Genomic DNA, 25,733 nt, shown 5'->3' with positions numbered 1-25,733 from the left:
TGAGCGGGTGCCACGATGGAACGGCGAACGCTAGTCGCACGAACGGCGCCGTGCTACGCCACCGCCGTGTGCCGTGATGAAGTGTCCAGAGCGCAGACGCTGCTTGGAGAATGACGTAGTCGTTATCGAGCGGTTCCGACTCGAATGTGTGTAAGGACCGTGTCGATCGAAAAGGCGTCAGTCAACCACGCGACCGTGATAGTACAGCGCTCAGTCGTCAGCACCCCCCATCCAGGTTGGCCGACGATCCGAGAGGAGCCCCGCGACCGTTTGCTGATCTTCGTCCTCGGGAGCGTCGCCCTCGTAGCGCTCGGTCAGCAACACGGGGTGGAGCTGTTCGAACTCGATGACGAGGCCGATGATACACAGTCCGATGACGAACGCGATGGGGAATCCGAGCAGGACGACGAAGTCCTTGAGCGCCGCGAGCCCGCCGCTGATGAGCAGGAGCGAGGAGAGCAGTCCCACGAGCCCGCCCCAGGTAACGCGGTTGGCGGTCGAGGGGTTCTCGCTCCCGTCGGTGGTGAACATCGCCAGGCTCAGCGTCGTCGAGTCGACGGTCGTGATCAGGAACGTGAGCACGAGCACGAGGTAGGCGACTGCGAAGAGCCCCCCGAAGGGCATGAGCGTCTCGAAGAGCGGGAAGGCGGCAACTTCGCGTCCCTGCTCGAACACGATCGAGAGCAGGTCGAGCGAGCCTCGCGTCTGGACCCACAGCGACGATCCCCCCATGACGATGAACCAGGGGAACGAGGCGGCGGTGGTACCGACGAGTCCTGCGAAGACGACCTGCCGGATGGTGCGACCGCGACAGATGCGCGTGATGAAGATGCCGATCATGGGCGCGAACGAGAACCACCAGGCCCAGTAGAAGACGGTCCAGGCACCGACCCACTCGCTTGCGTTGGCCGCGTTCGTGTAAAGGCTCATGCTGACGAAGTCGTTGACGTACCCGCCGAGCGCCTCAGTGCCGGTACTGAGCAGGAACGCGGTCGGACCGAACAGGAATGCGACTGCGAGGAGGAACGCGAAGAGGTACATGTTAAACGTCGAGACGCGTCGGATTCCGCGCTTGACTCCGAGTGCTGCGGAGGCCGTGAAGCCGACCGTCAGACCGACGGTCACCAGTATCGTCCCGAGGTTGCCGAACTCGACGCCGTAGTTGTAGCTCAGCCCGGCGAGGAACTGGGTGACGACGAACCCGAGCGAGACGGCGACGCCGCCGACCGAGATGACGACCATCAGCAGGTCGAGCGGCTTGACCCACTTCTTATCGAGATTCTCAACGCCGATGAAAGGGGCGAACACCGTCGACGGTTTGATCGGTGCGCCCTTGCGGTGAACGTAGTACGCGATCGTGATGCCGACCACGAGATACGCCGACCACGGGGAGATGCCCCAGTGGAGCATCGTGTACTGGACTGCGTCCGGGACGATCGCGGCACTCTGGGCCTCGGCGCCGAAGAACGGCGGCCCCGAAGAGTAGTGGAACAGCGCCTCGGCAGGGCCGTAGAAGACCAGACCGGTCGAGAGCCCCGCGGAAAACAGCATCGCAAGGAACGAAAAGTACGAGAACTCGGGCTCCGTGTTCGGGCCGCCGAACTTGATCTTGCCCCACGGGCCGATCAGAAGCCACACGCAGAACGCGACGGCGAAGAACATCGCCCAGAGGAAGATCCATCCGAGTTCGCTCCAGAGGAAGTTGTTGGCGTTCGTCAGCGTTTTCGCGGCGGCGTCCGGCCGAGCGGCGATGTAGCCGATCGCGAGAATCGTGACGAGCGCGCCGCCAAGGAACACGAACGGATCGATCTCGTCGCGGAAGGCGCCGAGTCGACTCTGGGAGTCCGTACTCATAGGTACACCACCACCGTTCCCCGTTCGACCTCGACATCGTACGTCTCGACAGGAGGATCATCGCCCTCCAGGTCGACACCGCAACCCTCGCAGCCGCCGTCGGCGGCGGCTTTCTTGTCATTGTCGCCGGCTTCTTCGGGCTCGCCGGCGGAGTCGTCCTCGCCCTCGGAGGGCTCGACTCGAGCCTCGAACGTCTTGGCTTTCACTTTGTGGGGATTGAATACCGACTCACCTGTCGTGACATCGAACTCCCATCCGTGCCACGGACAGCGAACGACCTGCCCCGGTCGAACCCAATCGTACTCGCCGGGGGTGTCTGACTCCGTAGTGCCACCGAGTTTCCCCTCACAGAGCGGCGCGCGCTGGTGGGGACAGTCGTTTTTCATCGCGTAGTACTCTCCGTCGACGTTGAAGACGCCGACCGAGAATCCGTTCAGGGTGACGATACGTCGCTCGCCGGCATCGAACTCTTCGGCCGGACAGATCTCGAATCGTTTGTCTTTCATCGTGATCACTCCAGTGAACTCCCGTCCGTGGGCAGGTCCCACAGTTCGGCCGCGTTCTCGTGTTTGATCGCCTGCTCCATCTCGTCGTCCATCGGCGGAAGCCCCCACGTGGGGTCGTCACCGTCCCAGTGCGGGTAGTCCGAGGCGTAGATGAGTATCTCGTCTGCGTGCATCATCTCCAGGATCTGGTCGTGGTGCTCCGGACGTTCAGGTTCCTCCACAGGCTGACTCGCGAACCAGACGTTCTCGCGGATGTAGTGACTCGGCTTCTCTTCCAGCCAGGGCACCTGCGATCGGAGTCCCTTCCAGTTCTTGTCGAGACGCCACATGAAGTGCGGGAGCCATCCGTAGCCCCCTTCGATGAATGCCCACCGGAGATCGGGATACTCGACCAGGACACCCTCGGTGACGATCGAGGCGAGCTGACCCATGTAGTACGCGCCCAGCAGCGTGTGCCACTCGATGTAGTTGTTAGGATGGCCGGCTCCGGTCGGTGGATTGCTCGTGCCGTGCCCTTCCGAAAACGGATGGACCGCCATCGCGAGATTCATCTCTTCGGCAGCCTCGTACATCGGCCAGTACTGGGGGCGACCGTAGGGAATTTCAGCGCCTCCCGGAAGCAGCACCTGTCGAATCTGCGGATGATCGCCGTACTCGCCGATGAGTTCAGCAGCCTTTTTCGGCGCCTTCGGCGCGACGTACAGTGATCCCATGAACCGGTCGTCGACCGGGAGAACGTCGTTGACCAGCCACTCGTTGTAGGCTCGCGCCAGCTCGTTGGCGTAATCCCGGTTCGGCAGCGCGGCGAGGTTGAACCATGAGTTGCCCGTCAACATCGCGTAGTCGATGTCGTGCTCGTCCAGATGCTCCTCTGCGATCTTCTGCAGGTCCGACCCGGGTTTGTTGCCGTCCTCGGTTTTCTCGTCCTGCCTAAGGAACTCCCCCGGATTCCGGTACAGGAGCTCCGGTAGTACAAGCCCGTCGTCCTTGTACCTCTCAGGAAGGTACTGGATGATTGCTTCGTCGTCCGCCCATCGCTGGTGTATGTCGGCGTCGACCAGCGTCAGCTCCGACTCGGAGCGATGGTCCGCTGTCGCCCCCCGAGCATCCTGTGTCATAGTTCCACATAGACGTAATATCATGGTCATACATAAAATTTGTTCTAGCCGAACCGACTGAAACGCAGATACAGCGCCTCAAACTCCATGATTCGATGGATTCGCTGTAGGATCCTTACTTAAACGGCCGACAATCAATTCGGTATTGTCGAACGGATTCCCGATCGTACTCCGACTTTTTCGACGCTTGGGGTAGGTTTCGGGACGTTAGAGCAGCCACCCAACCGACGCGTTCGACAAATGCGAACGTATATGGGGCGTGCTACTGATCGACACTGTATGGATGAGGAAGCCAACCGACCGATCAAAGCGCTGTTGACGATGGACGATATCGTTACCGCGCTCAACCGGGGACAGGAGGGCAGCGTCACGGCGCTGGCGGAGGAGATAGACAGACCTCGAAGCGTCGTTCACGATTACTTGAGCACGCTCCGGCAGCTCGGGTATGTCGTAAAGGACGACAGCGGTACGTACGAACTTAGTCTCCGGGTTCTCGAACTCGGTGGACGCGTCCGCAAGAACGTCTCGCTGTACGAAGTGGCGAAGCCTGAAGTGCGCCGTCTAGCCGAGAAATCTAGCGGTGAACTCGTCACGCTATCGGTCGAACAGAACGGGATGTGCGTCGCACTCGACGTCGTTCAGGGCGAACAGAGCATCTCCTACGATTTTACCGACGGAACGCACTTTCACATGCACTCTTCGGGCGTCGGCAAAGCGATGCTCGCTCACTACTCGGACGAGCGCGTGACGGAGATCCTTGACAAGCACGGACTGCCGGCCCGCACGAAAAACACGATCACCGATCGCGACGAACTCGAAGACGAGTTCGAGCAGATCCGAAAGAGCGGCCTCTCGTTCGACCGCGAAGAGTACAGGATGGGGATGACGACGTTCTCGACCGCCATCGAGGACTCTGCCGGGACCGTTCTGGGCGGCCTCAGTGTGACCGGGCCGGTCCACCGATTAGAAGAGCCGGAAGTCGAAGAAGAACTCACGAGCGAACTCCTGTCGACAGTCAATATCATCGAACTGAACTACAGCGCGCGGTGACGCGCTCGCGCTTCCGGACTCGCGCGGCTGTGCCCAGGTACCTGTCGACCCGATACAGTGGGGCAACCTATTTGTGGGGGCGACGGAAAGTATACTCGTAGATGGCTGCCCAACAGCGCACCAACTACTGTAACGGCGAGTGGGTCGAGTCGGAATCGACGGAGACGTTCACCGTGCGGAACCCCGCCGACCAGTCGGTCGTCGGGGAGTTCCCACAATCGACGGCGGGCGACGCCGAGCGAGCGATCGACGCCGCCGTCGACGCGAAGGACGCGTGGGCGGAGACGCCCGGGCCCGAGCGCGGCGCCGTCCTTCGGCGCGCCGCCGGACTCCTGGAGGACCGCGCGGACGATGTCGCCGAGACGCTGACCCGCGAGGAAGGGAAAGCGCTCCCGGAAGCATCCGGCGAAGTCCAGCGCGCCGTCGACATACTGTACTACTACGCGGAGAAGGCCAGTGACCTCGCGGGCGAGGCGAAGGCGCCGAGCGGTCGGGCCAGTCGCCTTCGAACGGTCACCGAACCCGTCGGCGTCGTCGGTCTTATCACACCGTGGAACTACCCGATCGCCATCCCGACGTGGAAAGCCGCTCCCGCGCTGGCCGCCGGCAACGCGGTCGTACTCAAGCCGGCGTCCCAAGCACCGACGGTCGTCCACGAACTCACCGAGTGCCTTGATGAGGCGGGCCTCCCTGACGGCGTGCTCAACGTCGTCACCGGGTCTGGAAGCGAGGTCGGTGCGACAATCACGTCCCACGAGTCGATCGACGCGATCTCGTTCACCGGCAGTTCGGCCGTCGGCGAGATCGTCCGCGAATCCGCAGCCGAAACCGGCGCGCGGATCCAGCTCGAGATGGGTGGGAAGAACCCCGCCGTCGTGATGCCGAGTGCCGACGTCGACGAGGCGGTCGACATCGTCGGCAGCGGCGCGTTTGGCGTCACCGGGCAGGCCTGTACCGCAACCTCGCGCGCGATAGTCCACGAATCGATCTACGAGGAGTTCGTCGAGGGGCTCGTTGACTACGCCGAGGACATCGACATCGGCCCGGGCCTCGAAGCGGACATGGGACCGCAAGTCACCGAATCCGAACTCGAAGGGACGCTCGACTACATCGAAGTCGGGAACGAAGAGGGGGCAACGCTCGAAACGGGTGGCAGCGTTCCCGATGTCGACGCCGATGGCCACTACGTCGAACCGACCGTTTTCAGCGACGTCAAGTCGGACATGCGGATCGCCCAAGAGGAGATCTTCGGACCGGTCGTCGCCGTCATCCCGGTCGCCGACTTCGAGGAAGCGGTTGAGACCGCGAACGACAGCCAGTACGGGCTCTCCGCGAGCGTCATCACGGACGATCTCTCGCAGGCCAATCACTTCGTCGACGAGATCGACGCGGGCGTCGTGAAAATCAACGAGAAGACGACCGGCCTCGAGCTTCACGTTCCATTCGGCGGCACGAAAAACTCCTCGAGCGAGACGTGGCGCGAACAGGGTGATGCCGGTCTAGACTTCTTCACGACCTCCAAGACGGTGTATCTCAACTACTGACAGCAACCGATTTTGCCCGAACGGACCCCTCTTTTTTGCCGATCGACTCTGTCAGCGCCTCGTTCCGTAGTTCAGCGACTCACCTGACAAAACCTGCGTTCTGGACAGCAGAACGTTTGTGGCTGATCACGAGGGGCACTGGACAATTCATTACACGTGTAACTCTGTAAACTCTTGGCCGGGATTTCGTCCAGACCATGTCTCAAACGCATGGCGTGAGGTATCACCGCACGAAATGAATAGAATCGTTCTGATGAACAGAACAGCATATCGGAACAAGCTTCAATTACCAGGCCAAAGAAGAGAGACTAACATGGACCGCTCAAACGCCCCCGTCGAATCGGTCGAGACGCTCCTTTCGATGGTGGAGTATCTCGAACAGTCCGGCGAGGCCGGCGTGACCGAAATCGCCGACGCGGTTGACGTCTCGAAGAGCACAGTACACAATCACCTAACGACGCTCCGGAAGCGAGGCTACGTCGTCAACGAGGACGGACACTATCGGCTCGGACTCCAGTTTCTCCGTATTGGCGAAACGACCCGGATGCGGACTGACCTCTTCGAGGTGGCGCGGCCTCAGATAGAGACTCTCGTCGAAGGAACGGATCTCGTCGGGAATCTCGCCGTCGAAGAACGGGGGAGAGGAGTGTACCTGTACCGATCTCGCGGTAGCGACGATATCCGCTTTTCGACCCGAGCTGGAGAGGCTCACGACCTACACTGCACGGCGACCGGCAAATCGATACTCGCTCACGCGTCGTCCGATCGGGCCGAGCGACTTCTGGACTCGATCGACCTCGTCGGCTACACGGACAACACGATCACCGAGGAGGAAGCGCTACTGGAGGAACTCGACCAGATCCGCGACCGGGGCGTCGCGTTCGACGAGGAGGAGTACGGTCGGGGTCTCCGCTGTGTCGGCGTGCCACTGGTCGGCCCTGACGACTCGATCGCTGGCGCGGTCAGTCTGTCCGGCCCCGCAGCCGATATGACCGGCGAGTGGTACCGCGAAACGCTTCCGGATCGCCTACGAGGCGCGAAAAACCGGATAGAAATAAACCTTCGAGATTACTGACCACGACGGTCACGGATTTCCGACGTGACCGTGTTCTATTTGTTTCTCGACTGAGTAGAGTTCTAAGTCGAGGAATAATAACGTGAAAGAATTTTTATTTCGTATTGCGATTCTCTCTGGCACACAACCTATATATTCGCCAGTTACTAATTGTGTCTATACCTCCTGATAGTAGATTGGAGGTGTGTCAAGAATAACGATGTCAGACGAGTACAAGAGCAAAAGGGTCTACGTTACAAGGCCGGGAGAGACGTACCATACGGCACGCGATTGTTCTACACTGAGCTGTGCTCCGTACGTCGAAGCAACTCGCATATCTGAACTTGACAAAGAGCGTTCTCCGTGTAAAATATGTACGGGGGAGCATACAATCTCGACTGGTCTCTGTAGCGTTCTCGAAGACATGGACCCTAAAGAAGTAGAATGAGAGATAGATAGAGGGACGTGCTCACCGTTGGCGAGTTAGCCGTTGATGAAACAATAGCGGATCACAGTTCGTTCTTCCGGCGGTGTTCAGATAAGGATGAAGAGTGAGGCGGAACGCTCTTCAGCGGGTCTATGCAGACTACCGACTGCGACATTTGAGCGGGACCTGTGGGCCTATCTCCCGTTTCAGTATAGCTGAACAAGCTCTTTCAGAACACAGTTACACTGTTAACGGCGTAAAGCATAACGAGATTATACATCCTTCCGGAAGTAAAATTAATAAATAATATAAAAGAAAATGGCCACTTACGGCGATGGATCAGGATGTTTCCCAGCACTCAGGCATGCGGTCCTTTACGAGCCTCTACTGTAATGTAAGCCAACTTCACGTTCCTCATAAATGAACGAATCGAACCCGCGACCTTCAGATTGATTCGGCAATCAAACCCGCTGTTGGCCTCAAAAACTCAGATGCCGTGCAAAAACGAGCGGATGGACCCAAGTAATATTCGGCTCTCGGATGACGTGTCTGTGACCATCGGACCACTGTTCGTTAGAGACGAACAGACAAATACTTGTAGGAAACGAACGCAGGGGGATACATGGGAGACAAAGCCGCGAACCCGGTCGGGTCGGTCGTAACGGCGTTCGAGGTGCTAGAGGCACTCCGCCGCCTCAACGGCGCAGGCGTGACGGCGGTGGCCGACGAGCTTGGATTGCCGAAGAGCAGCGTTTACAACCATCTTGAGACGCTCGAACAGGAGGAGTACGTTCTTAAGCAGGACGGCAAGTACTACGTGGGGCTGCGGTTCCTAAATTTAGGGCGGCACGCGCGTCAGCGAGACTCGCTGTACGAGACGGCCCGCCCCGAGCTGGAGACGTTGGCCGACGAGACCGGCGAACTCGTCAATCTTCTCGTGGAGGAACACGGACAGGGCGTCTACGTCTGCCGGGTTCGTGGCGACCGTGCGGTCAATGTGGAGGCGAAGACTGGCGACAGAGTGTACCTCCACAGCACCGCGCTGGGGAAGGTGATCCTCGCGTACAGCGACGAGGAACGGGTGGACGAGATACTCGACGCGCACGGCTTACCGGAGACGACCGAGCGGACGACAACCGACCCGGACGAGCTACGGGCTGAACTTGCAGACATCAGGGACCACGGCATCGCGTTCGACAGGCAAGAGCGGATCGCCGGGCTCCGCTGTGTCGCCGTGCCGATACTCAACGACGAACGGCGTCCAGTCGGCGCGATCAGCGTCTCCGGTCCGAAGAGCCGGATGAAAGGCGAGCGGTTGGAGTCGGAAATCCCGGAACGACTGGAAAGTGCGGCCAATGTCGTTGAACTGAACCGTACGTACTCCTGATTAGCATTCCTTCCAACGAACTTGCGTTCAGCAATGTGAAACGATTCGGCGGCTTGGCCGCCCACCTTATACCTCGATGACGGGGTTCGACAGGTCGCCGATGCCGTCAATGCTGATACGCACCTCGTCGCCGGGCGAGAGGGTGAATCCCTCCTCGGGAACCAAGGACGTGCCCGTGAGCAGAACGGCGAGTTCGGGGATGGCGTTGTGGGCGGTCCAGTAGTCGACGAGTTCCTCGCAGGTTCGGGCCATCTCCCCGGTCGAGGTCGCGTCGTCGTATAACGTCTCGCCGTCGCGCTCGATCGACATCGACATTGTCAGGTCATGGGGGTCACCGACGGACTCCGGTGAGGCAACACAGGGACCGAGCGCGCAACAGCGGTCGTATACCTTCGCCTGCGGGAGGTAGAGCGGGTTCTCTCCCTCGATGGACCGGCTGCTCACGTCGTTGCCGACCGTGTAGCCGACGATATCGCCGTCATACAGGACGATTCCGAGTTCGGGTTCAGGGACGTCCCATGTGGAGTCGCTGCGGACGCCAATGGCGTCACCCGGGCCGACCGTTCGGCTCGGCGTCGCCTTGAAGAATATCTCGGGCCGCTCCGCACCATACACGTCGAGGTACATCTCGGGCATCCCGCTCTCGGCCTCGCGGGCCTCCTCACTGATCTCGTACGTGACGCCGGCGGCCCACACCTCCTCTGGGACGACCGGGAGCGCTCTGACGCTCGGCGTCACATCGACGACAGGCGCCTCAGCCGTCAGGTCAGCCGCGAGGTCGTCGACCCCTGTTTCCGCGACATTCGCCGCTGCCGCGAGATCCGCGAATCCGTTGAGTCGTTGCTTGACTGCAGTGAGATCGTACGCTGTGTCGCCCTCGACGGCTATCAGGCTGTCGTCGGATCCGCTGGTAGTCCGAAAGTAACGCATGAGAAAATGGTAGACCTTTCCCATTATAAATCTCCCGTCGTCGCGGTCCGGTGGGTAAAGCGTTAAGGGAAACGAATCTGATTAATATGTATGGTATCGGAGTACGCGAACTACGTGGACGGCGAGTGGATCGACGCGAACAGCGGCGAGACTTTCCGGACGTACGACCCGGCAACCCCGGACGAGGCGGTCGCCACCTACCCGCAGTCAGATGTCGAGGATACTGAGGTAGCCATTGAGGCCGCCGTCGACGCGAGCGAGACGTGGGGTTCGATGCCCAGCCCCGAGCGCGGTCGCGTCCTCTCCCGGGCCAGCGTCCTGCTGGACGAGAGAAAAGACGAACTGACCGAACTCCTCGTCCGCGAGGAGGGAAAGACACGGAGCGAGGCTGGTGGTGAGGTTCAGCGCGCCATCGACATCTTCGACTACTACGGCGCGAAGGCGAGTGACCTCGGCGGCACGGTCAAGAGTTCCAGCGCCCGGAATACGAACCTGTATACGGAAAACGAACCACTCGGGGTCGCGGGACTGATCACGCCGTGGAACTACCCGATTGCCATCCCTGCCTGGAAGATCGCGCCCGCGCTAGCGGCCGGGAACGCAGCGGTCATCAAGCCCGCGTCGCTCGCACCCGGCGTGGTCCACGAGATGGCAAAGGCACTTGACGAGGCGGGCCTTCCCGACGGCGTCCTGAACGTCGTTACCGGTCCCGGTAGCAAGGTCGGCGATACTATCGCCAGCCACCCAGATGTCGACGCCATCTCGTTCACTGGGAGCACGGCGGTCGGCAACACGGTATACGATACTGCGACTGACGACGGCAAGCGCGTCCAGTTGGAGATGGGCGGCAAGAACCCGACGGTCGTCTCCGACAGCGCCGACGTCGAGGAGGCTGCCGACATCGTCGCGTCCGGCGCGTTCGGCGTTACGGGGCAGGCGTGCACTGCCTGCTCTCGCGCCATCGTGTACGAGGACGTGTACGACGAATTCGTCGACGCAGTCGTTGAACGCGCAAAGGAGATTGAGCCCGGTCCCGGTCTCGACGACCCGGACATGGGTCCCCACGTCAACGAGTCCGAATTAGAGAGCACCGTCGACTACGTCGAGGTCGGCAAGCGCGAGGGCGCGACCCTGGAGACGGGCGGCGCGGCGCTCGACCGCGAGGGATACTTCGTCGAACCCGCCGTCTTCTCGGACGTGGATCCGGACTATCGGATCGCCCAAGAGGAGATTTTCGGCCCGGTGCTATCGATCATCCCGGTCAGCGGCTACGAAGAGGCTCTCGAAATCGCCAACGGTGTCGAATACGGGCTCTCGGCCAGCATCGTCACGGACGACCACACGGAGGCCAACCGGTTCGTCGACGAGGCCGAGTCGGGCGTCGTGAAGATCAACGAGAAGACGACCGGGCTCGAACTCCACGTTCCGTTCGGTGGGGTGAAGGCATCCTCGAGCGAGACGTACCGCGAGCAGGGCGACGCTGGGCTGGACTTCTACACTATCAGCAAGACGGTGTACGACAACTACTGAGGTCGGAACCGGGTTCGCACCGTCTATCTGCCTGACTACGGTGGAGGAGCGAGGGGGCGCTAGAAGTAGTCGTCGAGGTACCCGCCTGCATTCTCGGACGTGACTTCGAGCCCCTCGATCTGGTAGTAATCGTCCAGGTCCTCCCCGTCGACAGCCTGTAGGCCGAAGTCAACGCCCTGACTGACCATCTCCTCCGGCAGCTGTGCGAGCGTGCCGTAGTGATCGACGTTCTGGACCTCTTGGACCCACGCCTCGCTCCCGTCGATACCCGTGATCGCTATGTCATCGACGCCGGCGTTGTTGATAGCTTGGTGAGCACCGAGCGCCATCAGGTCGTTGTGCGCGTACACGCCGTCGATGTCGTCGCCGTAGCTCGTGATGAAGTCCTCCATCACGCTGACAGCCTCCTCAGTGGAGAAGTCCCCAGTCTGGCTGTCGAGGAGAGTCAGGTCGTCAGTTGAATCGATGGCCTCACCTGCCCCCTCGGCGCGTTCGTTGGTGACGGACGCGCCCTGGGTCCCTTGGAGTTCAACGACGTTGTACTCGTCCTGATCCGAGAGGTCAGTCATGAAGCCGTAACAGAGCTCCATTGATCGACGGCCGAGCGCTACGTTGTCGGATGCGACGTAGGTGGCGATATCGCCCTCCGAGATGTTGCGGTCGATGGTGACAACAGGGATGTCAGCGTCGTTGGCTTGCTGGACGACTGGGCTGATCCCCTCGGCGGTGATCGGGGCGACCATAATGAAGTCGACGCCCTGTGAGATTGGCGTCTCGAGGTCGGACACCTGCTGTGCCTGTGAGTTCCCGGCGTCGTAGAACGATCCACCGAGGTCGTCACGCTCTTCAGTGAGGTTATTGAACGCATTCTGCATCCGGGCGAAGAACGTCAACTCAAGGGACGGTACCGACAGGGCCGTTTCGTTCTCAGCGTCGCTTCCGCCGCCGCTACCGAGGTTCAGACAGCCTGCGAGGCCCACGACGCCGGCCGCCGCTGCTCCGTTCAGGACACTCCGCCTACTGGTATTGGATGGCATACGATACACGATTATCGATGATCTTTTATAATATTATCGGAGCGGTCGGCGGCGCTGGGACGGCCGAACCGGACGTTAACGGTCGCCGGCGACGTTCGCCAGCACCGCGATCATGAGGACGACGCCCTGTGCGACGAGCTGGCCAGCTGGGTCGACGCCCATCAGGTTGAGACCGTTCGACAGCGACCCGAGGATGAGAACGCCGATGAGCGTACCGATCATATTGCCCTTGCCGCCGAATAGGTCGGTGCCGCCGAGGATGACCGCCGCGATCGGCGGCAGGAGCAGGTTCGACCCCATGTTCGGCGTAGCGCTTCCGATGCGACCCATCATCACGATGCCAGCAATGACGGTGAAGACGGCCGAGAGTACCAGAACACCCATCCGGAGGAACTTCACGTTGATCCCCATCAGTTCGGCGGCATCAGCGTCGCCGCCGACCGCGTAGAGATAGAGCCCGAACCGCGTATACGAGAGGATGATCTGGGAGACGGCAAGGAGAACGAGGAACGTGATCACGATGTTCGGGAAGCCGAACGTGCTTCCGCTCCCAAGCCACAGTAGGGCGTCCGGGAGGCCGATGATCGGCCGGTTTGAGGAGACTATCTGTCCGAAGCCGTCAGCAAGGAACAACATCGCCAGCGTCGTCATGAACGACGGGACGCCGAACCGACTAGTGACGTAGCCGGAGATCCCACCGAGTACGACCGCCGCAGCCAAGCCCGCGAGGATGGCCAGAGGGATTGGGACCGCACTTGACAGCAAGCCGCCCGTCGCCAATGAGGCGATGAGCAGTCCAGTAAACTCCATCATCTCGGCGATACTGAGGTCAATCTCCGCCGCCAGAATGACGAACGTGCTCCCGATGGCCAGAATGCCGATTATCGAGACCTGCCTGAGGAGGTTCACCTGATTCGCATACGTCATGAAGTTCGCCGTGTTGAGCGCGAAAAACAGGTACAGGCCCACCAAACCGAGTATGGGGCCGTACTGCCCGAGAGTCTGAAGGGAGACGTAGTCGGAGAGCGATCTGGGCGTCGCCGTGGACTCGGTTGCCATGGTTTCTCATGTTCACCAATCATTCATATATATTCGGGTTATGGCACCAATCTTAAATCACCATAAGGATTTTGTTACCGCGGCCAAACCGGTTTAGCATGACAACTGACAGCACAGTAGTCGAGATGCGAGACATCCGCAAGCAGTTCGGCGAGATTATTGCGCTGGATGGGGTCGACCTGACGCTCCGTGAGGGGGAAGTACTGGGTCTGGTCGGCGACAACGGCGCTGGAAAGTCGACACTGATCAAGTGTCTCGCTGGTGCCCACGAGCCGACGAACGGGTCGATTCGGATCCGTGGCGAGGAGGTAGCCATCGACAGCCCCCGAAACTCGAAGTCGCTCGGCATTGAGACGACGTTCCAAGACCTAGCGCTTGCGCCGAACCTCACGGTTGCACAGAACATCTTCCTGGGACGAGAAGAGATGATCGGTGCGGACCGCGTGTTCGGCCTTCTGGACAAGTCTTCGATGCGCGAGCGCGCAGCCGAGTTGCTGGACGACCTCGAAATCGGCGTCGAACCCGACCAGACCGCCGGCGATCTCTCGGGAGGACAACGCCAACTCGTTGCTGTCTCGCGGATGCTGCTCTCCGATCCCGACATCGTCATTATGGACGAACCCACGAGCGCGCTCTCCGTGGAGGGTGTCGACAGGGTTCTCGAACTGATCGAACAGATGCGCGACCGGGGCATCTCCGTTCTGCTCATTTCCCACAATCTAGAGCACCTCCAGCAGGTGGCCGACCGAATCAAAGTGCTTCACCAGGGCCACGACGCCGGCGTCTTGGACGCGGCGACAGTGACACGAGACGAAGTCGTCTCACGGATGGTCAGCGGCCGGACGACCAGCAGTGAGGAGAGCGACACCCAGACGGCCTGACCGGCACCAACGGCCGGATCGCCCCCTGCCAACGCAACGCATATTACGACCCGGCGAGAGGAGTCGGATATGGAGTTCGAAGCACTCGCGGACGACTTCGACCGACGGGACTGGCAGGAGCTCACCGAGACGGACGACCCGGTCCGCTTCGCCATGATAGGCGTCGGCTGGTGGACGCGCGAACAGGCGATGCCCGCCGTCGCCAACGGCGACCTCTGCGAGACGACTGTGCTAGTCAGTGGCGACCGCGAGAAGGCCGCCGACGTCGCGGAGTCATCGTCGACGGTCGAGCACGCGATCACCTACGACGAGTTCCACGAGGGTGTTGCGAGCGACGCGTACGACGCCGTCTACGTGGTCACACCGAATGCACGCCACCTCTCGTTCGTAGAGACGGCCGCCGAACTGGACAAGGCGATCCTCTGTGAGAAACCCATGGAGGCGACCATCGAACGCGCCGAGCGGATGGTCGAGGTATGCGAGGAGCACGACACGACACTGATGATCGCCTACCGAATGCACACCGAACCCGCGGTCCGCCGCGCGAAGGATATGATCGATGAAGGGGTCATCGGTGATCCGGTGTTCATCAACGGGAACATGACCGAGCCGATTCTTGACCTGGTCCCCGACCCCGACCAATGGCGGCTCGACGGCGAACTGTCCGGCGGGTGTGCAGTGATGGACATCGGCCTGTACCCGCTGAACACCAGCCGCTTCCTGCTCGGCGAGGATCCCCTCCGTGTCCGTGGCACAGTTGCCTCCGTCCAGGAGGAGTTCTCGGACGTACCCGACGAACACGGCGCGTTCCAGCTGGACTTCCCCGGGCACGTGTACGCGGTCTGCACCGCGAGTCAGAACGCCCACATGGCGAGCCACATCTCCGTCATCGGCACTGAGGGGCAGGTCCGCGTCGAGCCCGCATTCTACCCGTGGGACGACCGCGCGCTCACCGTCTCCCGGGGTGGCACGACGTTCGACGTCGACTTCGAGCAGATAGACCAGATGGAAGAAGAGTTTGAGTACTTCTCACACTGCCTGCTCACAGGCGAGGAACCGTATCCGGACGGCGATCACGGCCTCGTCGACATCGAGGCGATCAAGGCCGTCTATGAAGCCTCCGAGACCGAGTCGACGGTCGAACTCGACTGAGGGCGACCCATGGCGGTCTCGGCTTTACCTGTCACAAACATTTTTGATCCGGCCCAACGAGCATCCGTGATATGATACGTTCCACCTGGGGCAACTGGTTCGTCAACGACGAAATCGAAGGCAAAGACCCGGACGACGGCGTCATTGTCTGGTATCTCGGCTGCAACGGCTTCATCCTCCGGTCGCAGTCGACGACGCTGTATGTCGACCCGTACTTCGGGGCCGGCGACCCGCCGAACATCATCCGGATGATCCCGGTACCGATGGACCCAGCCGACGCGACGGCCTGTGACGGAGTATTGGTGACTCACGAGCACATCGATCATATGCACCCGCCATCGTACGGGCCGCTCGTCGAGGACTGCGGAGCGGACCTGTACGCGCCGAGTGCGTCCTATGACTCGCCCGACTTCGACGGCAACATGCGGGCGCCCGACGGCCGTCGCAACGTGGTCGCAGCGGGCGACGACTTCAACGTGGGCGATTTCGACGTCCACGTGCGTGGCGCGAACGACCCGGATGCCATTGAGCCAGTGAGCTACGTCATCGAACACGATGCGGGCACGTTCTTCCACGGCGGCGACAGCCGTCCGGCCGAGGAGTTCACGGACGTGGCCGACGAGTTCTCTCTCGACGTCGGGGCGCTTGCGTTCGGTTCCGTCGGTGAGGTCTACAAGCATGACCTCGGCCACGGCGAGCGTACCCGCTGGTACATGGACGAGAATCAGGTGATCGAGGCAGCCAACCAGTTGGAACTGGACCGGCTGGTCCCCTCACACCATGATATGTGGCAGGGCGTCGGCGCCGACCCCAAGGTGCTTCACGAGCACGCGACCTCGTTCGAGTATCCCCGGGTGATCGAGCCGCCGCATGTCGGCTGTTCGTTCCGTCTCGGTGAATACGGGATCCGTCGCATCGGGGCGCTCGATGGGGAGTGAGGTAGGGCCGCCCGGCGCGGCCCCCGAAGCCAAGGGTGAATAGCTTTATTATCCGCTCCGCGAAATGACAGGGCATGGCACCGACGATAACGAGGATCGAGAGCCGTGAGTTCGAGTACCCCCTCGAGGACGTGGGCACCGACGAACACGGGTTCAACCTGGTGTACGAGCCCGGCGAGACGACCTACCGGAAGCTGTTCGGCGTCAAGATCCACACGGACGAGGGGGTCACTGGCGAGTACGTCGGCGGGAACTCCCCGGCGGCGGCCCAGTACAACATCATCGCAAAGTATCTGATCGGCAAAAATCCCCTCAAGCGCGAGAAGCACTGGTCGGAGATCAAACGCGCCCTGCGAAAGTACGACCGGATGGGGATCGGCCCCATCGACATCGCACTGTGGGACTTCGCGGGCAAGTACTACGACGCGCCCATCCACGAGATTCTGGGCACCTACCGCGAACGCATCCCTGCCTACGCGTCGACGTACCACGGCGACGACGCCGGCGGACTCGACTCCCCAGAGGCGTTCGCCGACTTCGCTGAGCACTGCCGCGACGAGGGGTACGGCGGGTTCAAGATCCATGGCTGGGGTGGGGGCGATGAGTCCCGCGACCTCACCCGCGAGATAGAGGCTGTCCACGCCGTCGGCGAACGCGTCGGCGACGAGATGGACCTGATGCACGACCCGGCTTGCGAACTCGAGACATTCGCGGACGCGCTCGAGCTCGGCCGTGCGCTGGACGATCAGGGCTTCTTCTGGTACGAGGACCCGTTCCGCGACGGCGGTATCTCCCAGCACGCCCACCGGAAGCTCGCACAGAAACTCGACACACCAATCCTCCAGACCGAGCACATCCGTGGACTGGAGATTAAGTCCGACTTCGCCGCCAACGAGTCGACAGACTTCCTGCGGGCCGACCCCGAATACGACGCCGGTATCACCGGTGCGATGAAGGTGGCCCACATGGCCGAGGCGTACGGCCTCGACGTGGAGTTCCACGCGCCTGGACCCGCACAGCGCCACTGCATCGCCGCCTGTCGCAACTCGAACTACTACGAGATGGCGCTGGTCCATCCGCACTGTCAGAACACGCAGCCCCCCGTCTACGAGGGCGGCTACTCCGACCTGATGGACGCCGTCGACGACGACGGCACCGTCGCCGTGCCGGACGGCCCCGGCCTCGGCGTCGAGTACGACTGGGACTACATTGAGGCGAACACTACTGGCGACGTCCACACCTACCAGTAACGTCGCTCGCGGGGCCTTTCGTTGGCTCTGTTGAAGTTGGAATGGTCCGTCCCGCTTCGCACACCGCGGGGGCGCTCGGTCTCACGAGATCGGCCAACGCTCGATGCAGGTCATCTTGTCCATGTAGGTCGTAGGCGGCTTCCTCAACGACGTCGTTCGCCAGGCAGCGCCCGCCCGCGCAGGTGCAGACCGACGAGACGGTCGCAGTCGATGCGAAGTTCAGGTCGTCCGTCTCTGCAACAACGATGTGGTCCTTGGCGCCATCTTGCGTCTATACCACGATTCGACGATTGCCCAATAAATGTAGCCAGACATATTACTAGACTAGTATTTTTGTTGTAACATATATATCCAGTCATATTCTTTGACGTTACGATTTTATGTTTGATCTGCTGAAATCGGAGCCCCTGATCGACGTAACGCAACCGGGATATGCTCGCGTGATCAACGAGAAAGCCAGCGTCTTTGACATGATGTTCATTATGGATATTCTTAAGAAATTCTCTAAATTTTTTGAGTATCTCATCGGGAATGCCATGAATATGTGTCCATTCGTTTTTGAACCAACGGCACGTACAGCCAGAACTGCTGCCTGTTGATTCGGATCGCCGTCTCGTCAAGCGCAATGTGATCCGGACTCACATCGTTAGCAGGCTGTAGATCTACCTTCTGTACTCAGTCGTGAACGGCTTTCCACATCTATTTGACACTGAATGTTTCTAATTTTGTAGTTGTATATGGAATTGATACTTTGGGCATATGGGCACCGTGTAGTTCACCCCCGCTGTTCCCTCTCCGCTGAGTGATTGGTGCACCCATTGTGAGCCATAGAAAGAACATTCGCGGCGAGGGCCTGGGAACAGTCGATGAGTGGCATGAAGGCCCTACTTTTCGACCGGATCACTCTGTGGCTAGATAGTACCAAACCTCCTGATATCTCACTATTCTTCCTATAATGGCCTTAGACGGCGTTTCGACAACCTAACGTTATCGCGTATTCTCACCTTCGCCAGGCATCCTTGAATGGCACTCGATTCTTTCACCGAACATTGTACGCTCCCTAAAGAACTGTCCTGGTCGTCTCACCAGCACGCGGACTTTGAGCGTCAGATTCCAACAAACTGGCCCTCAACGGAGCAAACACAGCGAATACTCACACGAAACTACGGCGGACGCGTTATCGTCTGTATGCCGTTATGGCTCTTTCCGTCACTCGAACGATCCGCACCGATCTTCACCACCCTCTCGGGGACACGACAAGCACAAACCACCGAGGAGATTGCCGACCTGTTCGATGCGGTAGAGCGCCACCTCGGATCTCGTCGTGGGCCCGGTGGGTTTCACTATGGCGTCCGATTCGAAACGGTCCAGACCTTCTCGAATACGCCTGCGCGATTCCTTGACGATCTCGAATCCATCGAAGGGTACGCCTCGCAGGCAGACACTGTCCCAGTACCGCGGATCAAGCAATCGCGGGCGCCAGATGTAGCGGTCGGAGCAGGTGTGTGGGAGACGGATCTGGGGTGGTTCTACATTGAAGCGACACAGGAAAGGGACGGTCCCGCGTTTGACGTCCAGTATGGATTGCTTCTTCGAGGGCCCATACTCGATGCGACGGACATCACGCCGTTCTTCGAGGCCATCGACGAGGAACGACCACGAACGCACGACCAGTGGCCGCTACGCAGGCTCGATCTCTCGGGCAATCGAGGGAAGGTGCTCAGCCGAACAGTACAGATTACCGACGAGTTCCATCCAGAAACGCTCGCCAACACCGAGGCTGCGGCCACAGATGACGCAGCGTACGAGCGACCATCACTCGGGATCCACGGCACAAATCCCATATTTGGAACCTCGTTGTCGAGTCTCAGCAACCGGTCGTTCTCCAAGGAGCTCAAACAGGAGATGTACGACCCGCTGTCTGCTGTAAGCACACTTCCGTACGATGTGACCGAATGGGGTGCTGAGGAAGCACAGTATGGCATCGATCGAGTCATCACAATCGAACCACCCGTACGTCGGTCGTTGTTCGTGACCGCAAAACTTCGTCCACATTGGTGATCCTCGCTGTAGCGACATACACAGCGGGCGTCTCCGGACGGAGAATACTCGTCTCGCCCATCACCTGTCTGGACATGTGGAGGGTTCACCGAAGCAGAATCTCCTATCTAAGATAACTGGTACTCATTACCCCATAGTGAGTGGATTATGTCGCCTCTAGAGACACATACTATCCATTTGCTACTATGTCGACGCCGAACACCAACATCGATACAGACGAACCGTACTCTCCCACTGCGCCCGGTGACGCCGACGATACGCTCGAAGAGACGACGACGACCAAGCGATCTGCTCTCGAGACGATCGAGCCGCGATCGTATATCGAGATACGTCCATCAGAGACCGCTCTTTCTACCCAGACCATCGCACGCGCGATGGATCTCTTGTGCTCGCTGCTACGCGATGCGACCAAGAGCGGACTCTTACAGACGCTGACCCGATCTGTCGAACGCCCGCTCGTGGAATGGCTGCTCGTTTCTGATGGCCACACAGACGGGAGTATCAGGTATCTCGTCGGCACGACGGATGAGGACCTGCTGGACGATCTTGAGGGGATCCTCCGGACGTGTTTCCCGAATACATACGAACTCCAGCGCGTCGACTGGCATCCACATGACGTGGTCGAACGGCTCCCGATGCCGATTGCGGGACCACAGTCTGGTGACCCAGAACCCCACCCCGAGCGAGAGGCGATAGACGCTGCACCTGCCGAGCCATACATTGCAGGCGTCGAATACCGAGGGACTGGGAAAGGCCGGCATGATTGGCTCTGTCCACTCACTCCCTTCGAGTCGTTCATCCAAGCGAGTACGCGACAGCCAGCTGCAAGCAGCAAACCGGACGCACGCGACGGCGACACTCGGCGCGTTCCGTTGGCGACACTCATCGAGACACTGCATCAGACAGACGTCCCCGTCATCTTTCAGACAGTGTGTCGGCCATACGGTGATCAAACCGCACCGGCAGATGAGTATATTTTCGACCTCGAACGCGGCGAGGGCTCATTCGGGTCGAAGATTGTTGAAGCGTTTTCGCCACGATCAGAGGAGGATATCCGCGCGTATGAGCCGACCGCCACAGATCAGGCCCGGATCGATGGTATCCGAGATCGTACTCTCCGCCGAAGCTTCTGTCTCTCGACGCGGGCCGTCGCGTTGACACACGAAACGCCCGAGCAGGCCGATTCAACGGCAGGCCGTTTGGCGCGTGTGTTCGGGCATCTGAGTGGCGATCATCACGAGATCTCCGCTCGCATTGCGACCGATGATGAGCTTCACCCACCCTTGGCGAATCCGCCCGGGACGCAACTTTTCGAGGATCTCTGTGAGCGGACGATCAGCGACGTCTCCTATGAGACCATTCGGAACCACCTTCCAGGCGTTCCACACGAAAGTGCGGGGATCGTCGTTGCACCAGAGGAACTCCCAAACTTCTGCCTGCTGGACGGTGGACGACTGACGCCGAATGGACAGCGAGCGCTTGCGGCGAGAACGGCTGAACGAACGGGGATCAGACTGCCGCCGCCCCAGCAACTCGCTCGGTACAAACCACCGGGGATGACGTTCTGCATGCCACTGACACAGGATCGTCGTCCGTACAGTCATCCATTCGCGCTCACACCCAGTCATCAGAACCGACACATCCTCGTCGTGGGCGACACTGGCGCGGGGAAGACGGTCTTGATGGGTGGGGGAATCCGAACAAACGTAGCCGCGACAGATGGTCCGGAGATCATCTTCGACACGAAAGGCGGTGGCACCGCAGAAGAGTATCTCCGAACCCACTACGCGGAGTATGGCAATTTGGATGACGTACTGTATTTCGATCTCACGGAGGTGCTGCCCGCGCTCACCTTCTTTGATATCGAGCCATTGCTTGATGCTGGGATCCCTCGGGAAGAAGCGCGCTCACGAGTGGCTGGCCACTACGAAGAGATCCTCGCGGGCGTGATGGGGACAGAACGCTTCGGGCGCGCCGTCGACTCGCCGAAGGTGATTCGCAATCACATCAAGGCACTCTTTGATCCGATCCACGGTGATGAGGCGTTCTCTCATGCTGATCTCTACGATGCATTGCGGCGCACGCAGGAACAACACGCAACACCACCGGTCTCTGATGACCGATACACGGGGTACTTCGAGAGTCTCATCGAACGCGACAGAGACGTCTTCAAGAAAGTACTCGGAGGTGCGATCGGCCGGGTCGACGAAATTGCGACCGACAGTCGACTGGGGCCGATCTTCGAGTACGTCCCGGATTCGGATGCAGAGACTGTGGAGACAGACGCGATCGAAGCCGACCCGCGCTTCGACTTCGCGGACGTAGTGAACGAAGACAAGGTCGTCATCTTCGATTTCGGTGGGATGGAAGACCGCGTGAAGCGGACGCTCACGCTCGTCTTGCTCTCGAACCTCTGGAGTGCACTCAAGGCTCGTGAGCACGATCCAGAGACGCCGGATACGCCGCCGCTGGTGAACCTGTATCTCGAAGAGGCCGCAGACGTTGCAGACACGTCGCTCGTCGATACGTTGTTGTCACAGGGACGGTCGTTCAATCTCTCCGTGACGCTTGGCGTCCAGTTCGCTCGTCAGCTCGCCTCAGCTGATCCCGAGAACGACACGTACCTCGAAGCACTCAACGAGACAGCGACGTTCGTCGTCGGGAACGTCACCGTCGACGACGAGTTGACCAAAGCGCTTGCGACCGAGGCGATGGGCCCACAGGAGGTTGCACGGCGCCTGAGTGGGATGCGCCGAGGCGAGTGGCTCGTCCGCCCTGCAACTGATTTCGGTGAGCCACTCCCACGCCCATTCCTCGCAGAATCACTGCCTGCACCATCTGGCCATCCCGCGAGTGATGACCCACTCACAGGGACAGATGCAGCCCTGTTCGAGGCGGCATTCGAGCAGGTGCAATCGGAGACGTTCCTCGATGCTGGACTCGCTCAGGCCGATTCGATGTTCGCAGGCAGTGAGGATGAGAGTGAAGCGGAGATGACTGACGAGGATGCTGAGGACGAGACCGTATCTGTGGAGGATACCGAACACCCCGCTGTCCGGGTCGATACGCTACTACCCCACACGAAGCGCCTGCCGAAATTCATCGAGTACGACGACTCGATGCACGCGCTCCAGTGTAGTCGCTGTGAAAACCGATACGACCCAGCGATCGAGGGGATGGTGCGTGCCATCGAGTGCTGTTTTTCGATGGACAGGGCCGATCGCGATACCATCCCTGTGTGTGAGTTCAATCTGAAGCTCTCGCCCGCAGAAATCGAGGACTCAGAGTGGTCGATCTCACAGTTGTTGTTCTTGCAAGCGGTCTACAACGCCCAGCAGTTGCGCTACGATTGGCTGGAGTACGATATTGTCTACGACAGCATGATACGATTGCAGGAGTACGTCGGCATCGAACCCGAGGAGATCGAGGCACTCATCGAGGAAGATGTGCTCCGGCGCGACGGTGATCATCCTCATCGATTGTATTCAGTCTCTCCTGACGGTCGATCGGTTATCGGTGAGGCCTATCGCGAGGGCATCGACTACGGGCATGGTGTCGGTGACCTAGAGGAGTCTTCCCAGCACGTCTGTCTGATTGAAGCCGCTCGACGCTATCTCGTCCAGGAGTACAAGGAGAATCCAGACTCAGCTGTGGTCACGGTCCATCCGTACTACGAGTTGGACGATGGCCATCGCCTCGATTGTGCAGGGTTAGATGAAGATGGGAATGTGGTGGTGACGGTCGAAGCCGAACGGATCAACCACGATCGGTCGACGGCTGTTCTTGAGGACTTCGATAAGATGGCCTCGTGTGACCCAGAGGAGGCGATCTGGGTCGTGTTGAAGCGACAGGATGGCCACGACGTCCTCGAGACGCTGTACAATCCGAATGAAGGCGAGCCGCGAGTGGAGAAGACCTACAGTCGGAATACGCCGCCTCAGCAGTTCAAATTGGATGCGGCTGGGGCGACTGCGATCTATCCGGTCACGCACATCCAAAAGGAGTTGGAGGATAGCTGAATCGCCACGTTCGACAACCTATTGGAATTCGATAGGGGATGTGCTACTTGTGGCGCTCGCCGAGCGAGTTCACGGTCGCCAGCGCGTCCCGGACCATCGCAGGCTCGACTGGGAATGGCTCATTCTGGATCGTCTCCTCCTCGACGCATGCTGCCTCGGCGACCGTCTCGAGTTGGTCCTCCGTAGGATCGTCAAGACCGATGTCCACGAGCGTTACTGGCAGCCCAATGTCGAGCGAGAATTCGATGACGTAGTCGACGAACTCGTCGTCCTTGCCCTCGAGGACAAGTTGGGCAAGAGTGCCGATGTTGACCTTCTCACCGTGGGGCGCGTCGTGAGTTGCCTCGAGTTGCGTGAGTCCGTAGTGGATCGAGTGGGCCGCTGCGAGCCCGCCGCTCTCGAATTCGAGGCCACTGAGCAGTGTATTCGCCTCGGTCACGGCTTCGACGCTTTCGGTCACGGCGTCGTTCTCAACCGCGTGGACGGCCGAAACGCCGTGTCGGCGCAACGTGTCATAATAGAGTTCGGCAAGCGCGTGACCGGTCCGTGTTGAGGCCCCACCGAGGATGTTCTCGCCCTGCAAGCGGTAGGTTGCGTCGGCCTCGAACCACGTTGCAAGCGCGTCGGCGATACCTGACCGGAACGTCCAGGGTCGGTGCCGCCGCGATGATTACCGTATCGACGAGGACAAGTTCCGGGTTCTTCGAGTGGAACCAGTACTCCTCGAACTCGCCGTGTTCAGTATAAATCACTGAGAGCGAACTTGTGGGGGCATCTGTCGACGCGATGGCGTGCGACGGCGACGATGGGGCTGACCTCCCAACCGACACCGACGCGCAATCGCTGAACATTTCGAAAGTCTCGGTTTGACACAACGCAGATCCGACGTTCTACCCTGGATACGAGTTGAATATTGACAACCCCGAGATACCGGGCGCCGTGGTCGGTGCAAGCGCTACGACGAACCGGACGGCAGCCGCAGCCATCTCTGGTGACGATATCACCATCCGAACCGACGGCGGTCCGACGCAGATTTGGATCGACACGATCAGCGGCGGGCGCTACGAAGTGACGGTCTGTCTGGACGAGATTGAGGCCTAATCCATGTTACGGCTCACCGAACTGGTTCTCCGCAGTGCTGCTCATCGTACTCGGCGTCGCGATGCTCTATGACCGCGTGTCCCCGGACGTACCTGACGAGAACACCGTCGAGGCCGCTCGCGAAGCGTACGTCGCCGGCGAGATCGACGAGATCGAATTCGAGCGCTGCGTCGAGACGCTACTTGACCCAGAGACTGAGCGTATCCGGGCGACAGTGACGCCCGTCCCGGGCATCGGGCCCGAGCTGTCGCTGGCGGTGGTGCGGGAGGTCGATTCTCTCGAGGACTCCGGCGTGCCGATAGCGAGCGACTGGAGCCCGTGAACGGGATCGGCGAAAGCTTAGCCGAGCCGATCTTAGAACGTTTCGAGTAGCTTACTTAGCGTCCTCGGCCAACTTCCCGAGCATCTACCGCACGGCGGTCGGGAGGTCAGGACCGTAGTTCATCAAGCCACCATCTTGTTCGTAGACCCACCAGGTTCAGCACCGTCGTCTTTCTGCAATACGCACTTGTAGTATGTGTTACTGTCAGCTTCTTCAATTACTCCGGCGAGGACCTCATTTTTTCGTACTCGCCCATTCCGGTGGGGTTCTGGTAAACTCGAACCGCTCGAAGTTTGTCGTTCTCGACATTGCTCGCCACCCTACTGCCCGCCGATGTCGGGAGGGCCACCTCTTGGTTTTCGTGGGTCTCCCCGAACACCTCGAAGATGCCGCGATCGAGATCGACGTCCTTCCAGCGTAGCCCTTCGCGGTAGTCGTCGTTCTTGTCGCGGAACACCTCGGCCCCGCGGGCACCCGAGAGGGCGACAACGTACACGAGCGCGCGGTCGCGCA

The 25,733-nt window shown here is 60.2% G+C and carries 21 protein-coding genes and 1 pseudogene; 14 read left to right on the top strand and 8 right to left on the bottom strand.

The genetic code is table 11. From position 1 onward, the window contains the following. Positions 1 to 210 precede the first annotated feature (210 nt). The 3 genes from NO931_RS04930 to NO931_RS04920 are packed head-to-tail and all read right to left on the bottom strand — an operon-like array spanning position 211 to position 3,478. A complete protein-coding gene (locus tag NO931_RS04930) occupies positions 211 to 1,854 on the bottom strand; it encodes a BCCT family transporter (protein WP_256391520.1) in 1,644 nt (547 codons plus the stop codon). Next, positions 1,851 to 2,360 (bottom strand): Rieske (2Fe-2S) protein, encoded by a 510-nt coding sequence (locus NO931_RS04925; protein ID WP_256391519.1) that lies wholly within the window; start codon positions 2,358 to 2,360, stop codon positions 1,851 to 1,853. Before NO931_RS04925 ends, NO931_RS04930 begins: the two co-directional genes overlap by 4 nt. A 5-nt stretch (positions 2,361 to 2,365) precedes the next feature. Next, a complete protein-coding gene (locus tag NO931_RS04920) occupies positions 2,366 to 3,478 on the bottom strand; it encodes an amidohydrolase family protein (RefSeq protein WP_256391518.1) in 1,113 nt (370 codons plus the stop codon). A 279-nt stretch (positions 3,479 to 3,757) separates the two neighbouring features. Between NO931_RS04920 and NO931_RS04915 the strand changes: the two genes are divergently transcribed. The 4 genes from NO931_RS04915 (at position 3,758) to NO931_RS04900 (ending at position 8,940) form a co-directional block, all read left to right on the top strand. After that, a complete protein-coding gene (locus NO931_RS04915; protein WP_256391517.1) occupies positions 3,758 to 4,528 on the top strand; it encodes an IclR family transcriptional regulator in 771 nt (256 codons plus the stop codon). A 101-nt stretch (positions 4,529 to 4,629) separates the two neighbouring features. Next, a complete protein-coding gene (gene xacF / locus NO931_RS04910) occupies positions 4,630 to 6,072 on the top strand; it encodes a 2,5-dioxovalerate dehydrogenase (RefSeq protein WP_256391516.1) in 1,443 nt (480 codons plus the stop codon). A 235-nt stretch (positions 6,073 to 6,307) separates the two neighbouring features. Continuing rightward, complete coding sequence (locus tag NO931_RS04905) at positions 6,308 to 7,147, top strand: IclR family transcriptional regulator (protein WP_256391515.1); 840 nt, start codon at positions 6,308 to 6,310, stop codon at positions 7,145 to 7,147. Between the two features lie 1,028 nt (positions 7,148 to 8,175). Then, a complete protein-coding gene (locus tag NO931_RS04900) occupies positions 8,176 to 8,940 on the top strand; it encodes an IclR family transcriptional regulator (RefSeq protein ID WP_256391514.1) in 765 nt (254 codons plus the stop codon). Between the two features lie 66 nt (positions 8,941 to 9,006). Here the strand turns inward: NO931_RS04900 and NO931_RS04895 are convergent, their stop codons facing one another. Next, positions 9,007 to 9,870, bottom strand: a complete 864-nt coding sequence (locus NO931_RS04895) for a fumarylacetoacetate hydrolase family protein (protein WP_256392039.1) — start codon at positions 9,868 to 9,870, stop codon at positions 9,007 to 9,009. A gap of 90 nt (positions 9,871 to 9,960) precedes the next feature. Between NO931_RS04895 and xacF (NO931_RS04890) the strand changes: the two genes are divergently transcribed. Further along, complete coding sequence (xacF, locus tag NO931_RS04890; protein ID WP_256391513.1) at positions 9,961 to 11,400, top strand: 2,5-dioxovalerate dehydrogenase; 1,440 nt, start codon at positions 9,961 to 9,963, stop codon at positions 11,398 to 11,400. Between the two features lie 59 nt (positions 11,401 to 11,459). Here xacF (NO931_RS04890) and NO931_RS04885 read toward each other — a convergent pair whose 3' ends face one another. Further along, complete coding sequence (locus NO931_RS04885; protein WP_256391512.1) at positions 11,460 to 12,437, bottom strand: substrate-binding domain-containing protein; 978 nt, start codon at positions 12,435 to 12,437, stop codon at positions 11,460 to 11,462. A gap of 75 nt (positions 12,438 to 12,512) precedes the next feature. Then, the gene (locus NO931_RS04880) at positions 12,513 to 13,496 is read right to left on the bottom strand and encodes an ABC transporter permease (RefSeq protein WP_256391511.1); all 984 of its coding nucleotides are present in this window, start codon (positions 13,494 to 13,496) and stop codon (positions 12,513 to 12,515) included. Between the two features lie 125 nt (positions 13,497 to 13,621). Between NO931_RS04880 and NO931_RS04875 the strand changes: the two genes are divergently transcribed. The 7 genes from NO931_RS04875 (at position 13,622) to NO931_RS04840 (ending at position 23,797) form a co-directional block, all read left to right on the top strand. After that, positions 13,622 to 14,377: an ATP-binding cassette domain-containing protein gene (locus NO931_RS04875; RefSeq protein ID WP_256391510.1), complete on the top strand. Its 756-nt coding sequence runs from the start codon at positions 13,622 to 13,624 to the stop codon at positions 14,375 to 14,377. A 69-nt stretch (positions 14,378 to 14,446) separates the two neighbouring features. Continuing rightward, a complete protein-coding gene (gene gfo6, locus NO931_RS04870) occupies positions 14,447 to 15,529 on the top strand; it encodes a D-xylose 1-dehydrogenase Gfo6 (RefSeq protein ID WP_256391509.1) in 1,083 nt (360 codons plus the stop codon). 71 nt (positions 15,530 to 15,600) lie between these two features. Further along, positions 15,601 to 16,467, top strand: a complete 867-nt coding sequence (locus tag NO931_RS04865) for an MBL fold metallo-hydrolase (RefSeq protein WP_256391508.1) — start codon at positions 15,601 to 15,603, stop codon at positions 16,465 to 16,467. 74 nt (positions 16,468 to 16,541) lie between these two features. Further along, a complete protein-coding gene (locus tag NO931_RS04860; protein ID WP_256391507.1) occupies positions 16,542 to 17,717 on the top strand; it encodes a mandelate racemase family protein in 1,176 nt (391 codons plus the stop codon). A 380-nt stretch (positions 17,718 to 18,097) separates the two neighbouring features. Further along, a complete protein-coding gene (locus tag NO931_RS04855) occupies positions 18,098 to 18,316 on the top strand; it encodes a hypothetical protein (protein WP_256392054.1) in 219 nt (72 codons plus the stop codon). Positions 18,317 to 18,905: 589 nt separating this feature from the next. Beyond that, a complete protein-coding gene (locus NO931_RS04845) occupies positions 18,906 to 19,778 on the top strand; it encodes a hypothetical protein (protein WP_256391506.1) in 873 nt (290 codons plus the stop codon). A gap of 185 nt (positions 19,779 to 19,963) precedes the next feature. Then, positions 19,964 to 23,797: an ATP-binding protein gene (locus NO931_RS04840; protein ID WP_256391505.1), complete on the top strand. Its 3,834-nt coding sequence runs from the start codon at positions 19,964 to 19,966 to the stop codon at positions 23,795 to 23,797. 43 nt (positions 23,798 to 23,840) lie between these two features. Here NO931_RS04840 and NO931_RS04835 read toward each other — a convergent pair. After that, positions 23,841 to 24,585, bottom strand: a pseudogene (locus NO931_RS04835) (glycerol dehydrogenase); the annotation flags it as partial. Positions 24,586 to 24,703: 118 nt separating this feature from the next. On the opposite strand from NO931_RS04835, the gene NO931_RS04830 reads away from it, so the two are divergent. Continuing rightward, positions 24,704 to 24,898 carry a hypothetical protein gene (locus NO931_RS04830; protein WP_256391504.1) on the top strand — a complete coding sequence of 65 codons (195 nt, stop codon included), beginning with the start codon at positions 24,704 to 24,706 and terminating at the stop codon, positions 24,896 to 24,898. 34 nt (positions 24,899 to 24,932) lie between these two features. Beyond that, on the top strand, positions 24,933 to 25,220 hold the full coding sequence (locus NO931_RS04825; RefSeq protein WP_256391503.1) for an SHOCT domain-containing protein: 288 nt from the start codon (positions 24,933 to 24,935) through the stop codon (positions 25,218 to 25,220). A gap of 217 nt (positions 25,221 to 25,437) precedes the next feature. Here the strand turns inward: NO931_RS04825 and NO931_RS04820 are convergent, their stop codons facing one another. Beyond that, positions 25,438 to 25,716 carry a hypothetical protein gene (locus NO931_RS04820; protein ID WP_256392053.1) on the bottom strand — a complete coding sequence of 93 codons (279 nt, stop codon included), beginning with the start codon at positions 25,714 to 25,716 and terminating at the stop codon, positions 25,438 to 25,440. Positions 25,717 to 25,733 lie beyond the last annotated feature (17 nt).

The organism is Natronoarchaeum rubrum (genome assembly GCF_024494695.1).
The sequence above is the reverse complement of the archived record's forward strand: the minus strand, read 5'-3'. Positions and strand labels throughout refer to the sequence as shown.

What these genes read in the sequence shown, in the direction of transcription:
- NO931_RS04930 (WP_256391520.1), bottom strand. Translation starts at nt 1,854, where the DNA reads ATGAGTACGGACTCCCAGAGTCGACTCGGCGCCTTCCGCGACGAGATC.
- NO931_RS04925 (WP_256391519.1), bottom strand. Translation starts at nt 2,360, where the DNA reads ATGAAAGACAAACGATTCGAGATCTGTCCGGCCGAAGAGTTCGATGCC.
- NO931_RS04920 (WP_256391518.1), bottom strand. Translation starts at nt 3,478, where the DNA reads ATGACACAGGATGCTCGGGGGGCGACAGCGGACCATCGCTCCGAGTCG.
- NO931_RS04915 (WP_256391517.1), top strand. Translation starts at nt 3,758, where the DNA reads ATGGATGAGGAAGCCAACCGACCGATCAAAGCGCTGTTGACGATGGAC.
- xacF (WP_256391516.1), top strand. Translation starts at nt 4,630, where the DNA reads ATGGCTGCCCAACAGCGCACCAACTACTGTAACGGCGAGTGGGTCGAG.
- NO931_RS04905 (WP_256391515.1), top strand. Translation starts at nt 6,308, where the DNA reads ATGAATAGAATCGTTCTGATGAACAGAACAGCATATCGGAACAAGCTT.
- NO931_RS04900 (WP_256391514.1), top strand. Translation starts at nt 8,176, where the DNA reads ATGGGAGACAAAGCCGCGAACCCGGTCGGGTCGGTCGTAACGGCGTTC.
- NO931_RS04895 (WP_256392039.1), bottom strand. Translation starts at nt 9,870, where the DNA reads ATGCGTTACTTTCGGACTACCAGCGGATCCGACGACAGCCTGATAGCC.
- xacF (WP_256391513.1), top strand. Translation starts at nt 9,961, where the DNA reads ATGGTATCGGAGTACGCGAACTACGTGGACGGCGAGTGGATCGACGCG.
- NO931_RS04885 (WP_256391512.1), bottom strand. Translation starts at nt 12,437, where the DNA reads ATGCCATCCAATACCAGTAGGCGGAGTGTCCTGAACGGAGCAGCGGCG.
- NO931_RS04880 (WP_256391511.1), bottom strand. Translation starts at nt 13,496, where the DNA reads ATGGCAACCGAGTCCACGGCGACGCCCAGATCGCTCTCCGACTACGTC.
- NO931_RS04875 (WP_256391510.1), top strand. Translation starts at nt 13,622, where the DNA reads ATGCGAGACATCCGCAAGCAGTTCGGCGAGATTATTGCGCTGGATGGG.
- gfo6 (WP_256391509.1), top strand. Translation starts at nt 14,447, where the DNA reads ATGGAGTTCGAAGCACTCGCGGACGACTTCGACCGACGGGACTGGCAG.
- NO931_RS04865 (WP_256391508.1), top strand. Translation starts at nt 15,601, where the DNA reads ATGATACGTTCCACCTGGGGCAACTGGTTCGTCAACGACGAAATCGAA.
- NO931_RS04860 (WP_256391507.1), top strand. Translation starts at nt 16,542, where the DNA reads ATGGCACCGACGATAACGAGGATCGAGAGCCGTGAGTTCGAGTACCCC.
- NO931_RS04855 (WP_256392054.1), top strand. Translation starts at nt 18,098, where the DNA reads ATGTTTGATCTGCTGAAATCGGAGCCCCTGATCGACGTAACGCAACCG.
- NO931_RS04845 (WP_256391506.1), top strand. Translation starts at nt 18,906, where the DNA reads ATGCCGTTATGGCTCTTTCCGTCACTCGAACGATCCGCACCGATCTTC.
- NO931_RS04840 (WP_256391505.1), top strand. Translation starts at nt 19,964, where the DNA reads ATGTCGACGCCGAACACCAACATCGATACAGACGAACCGTACTCTCCC.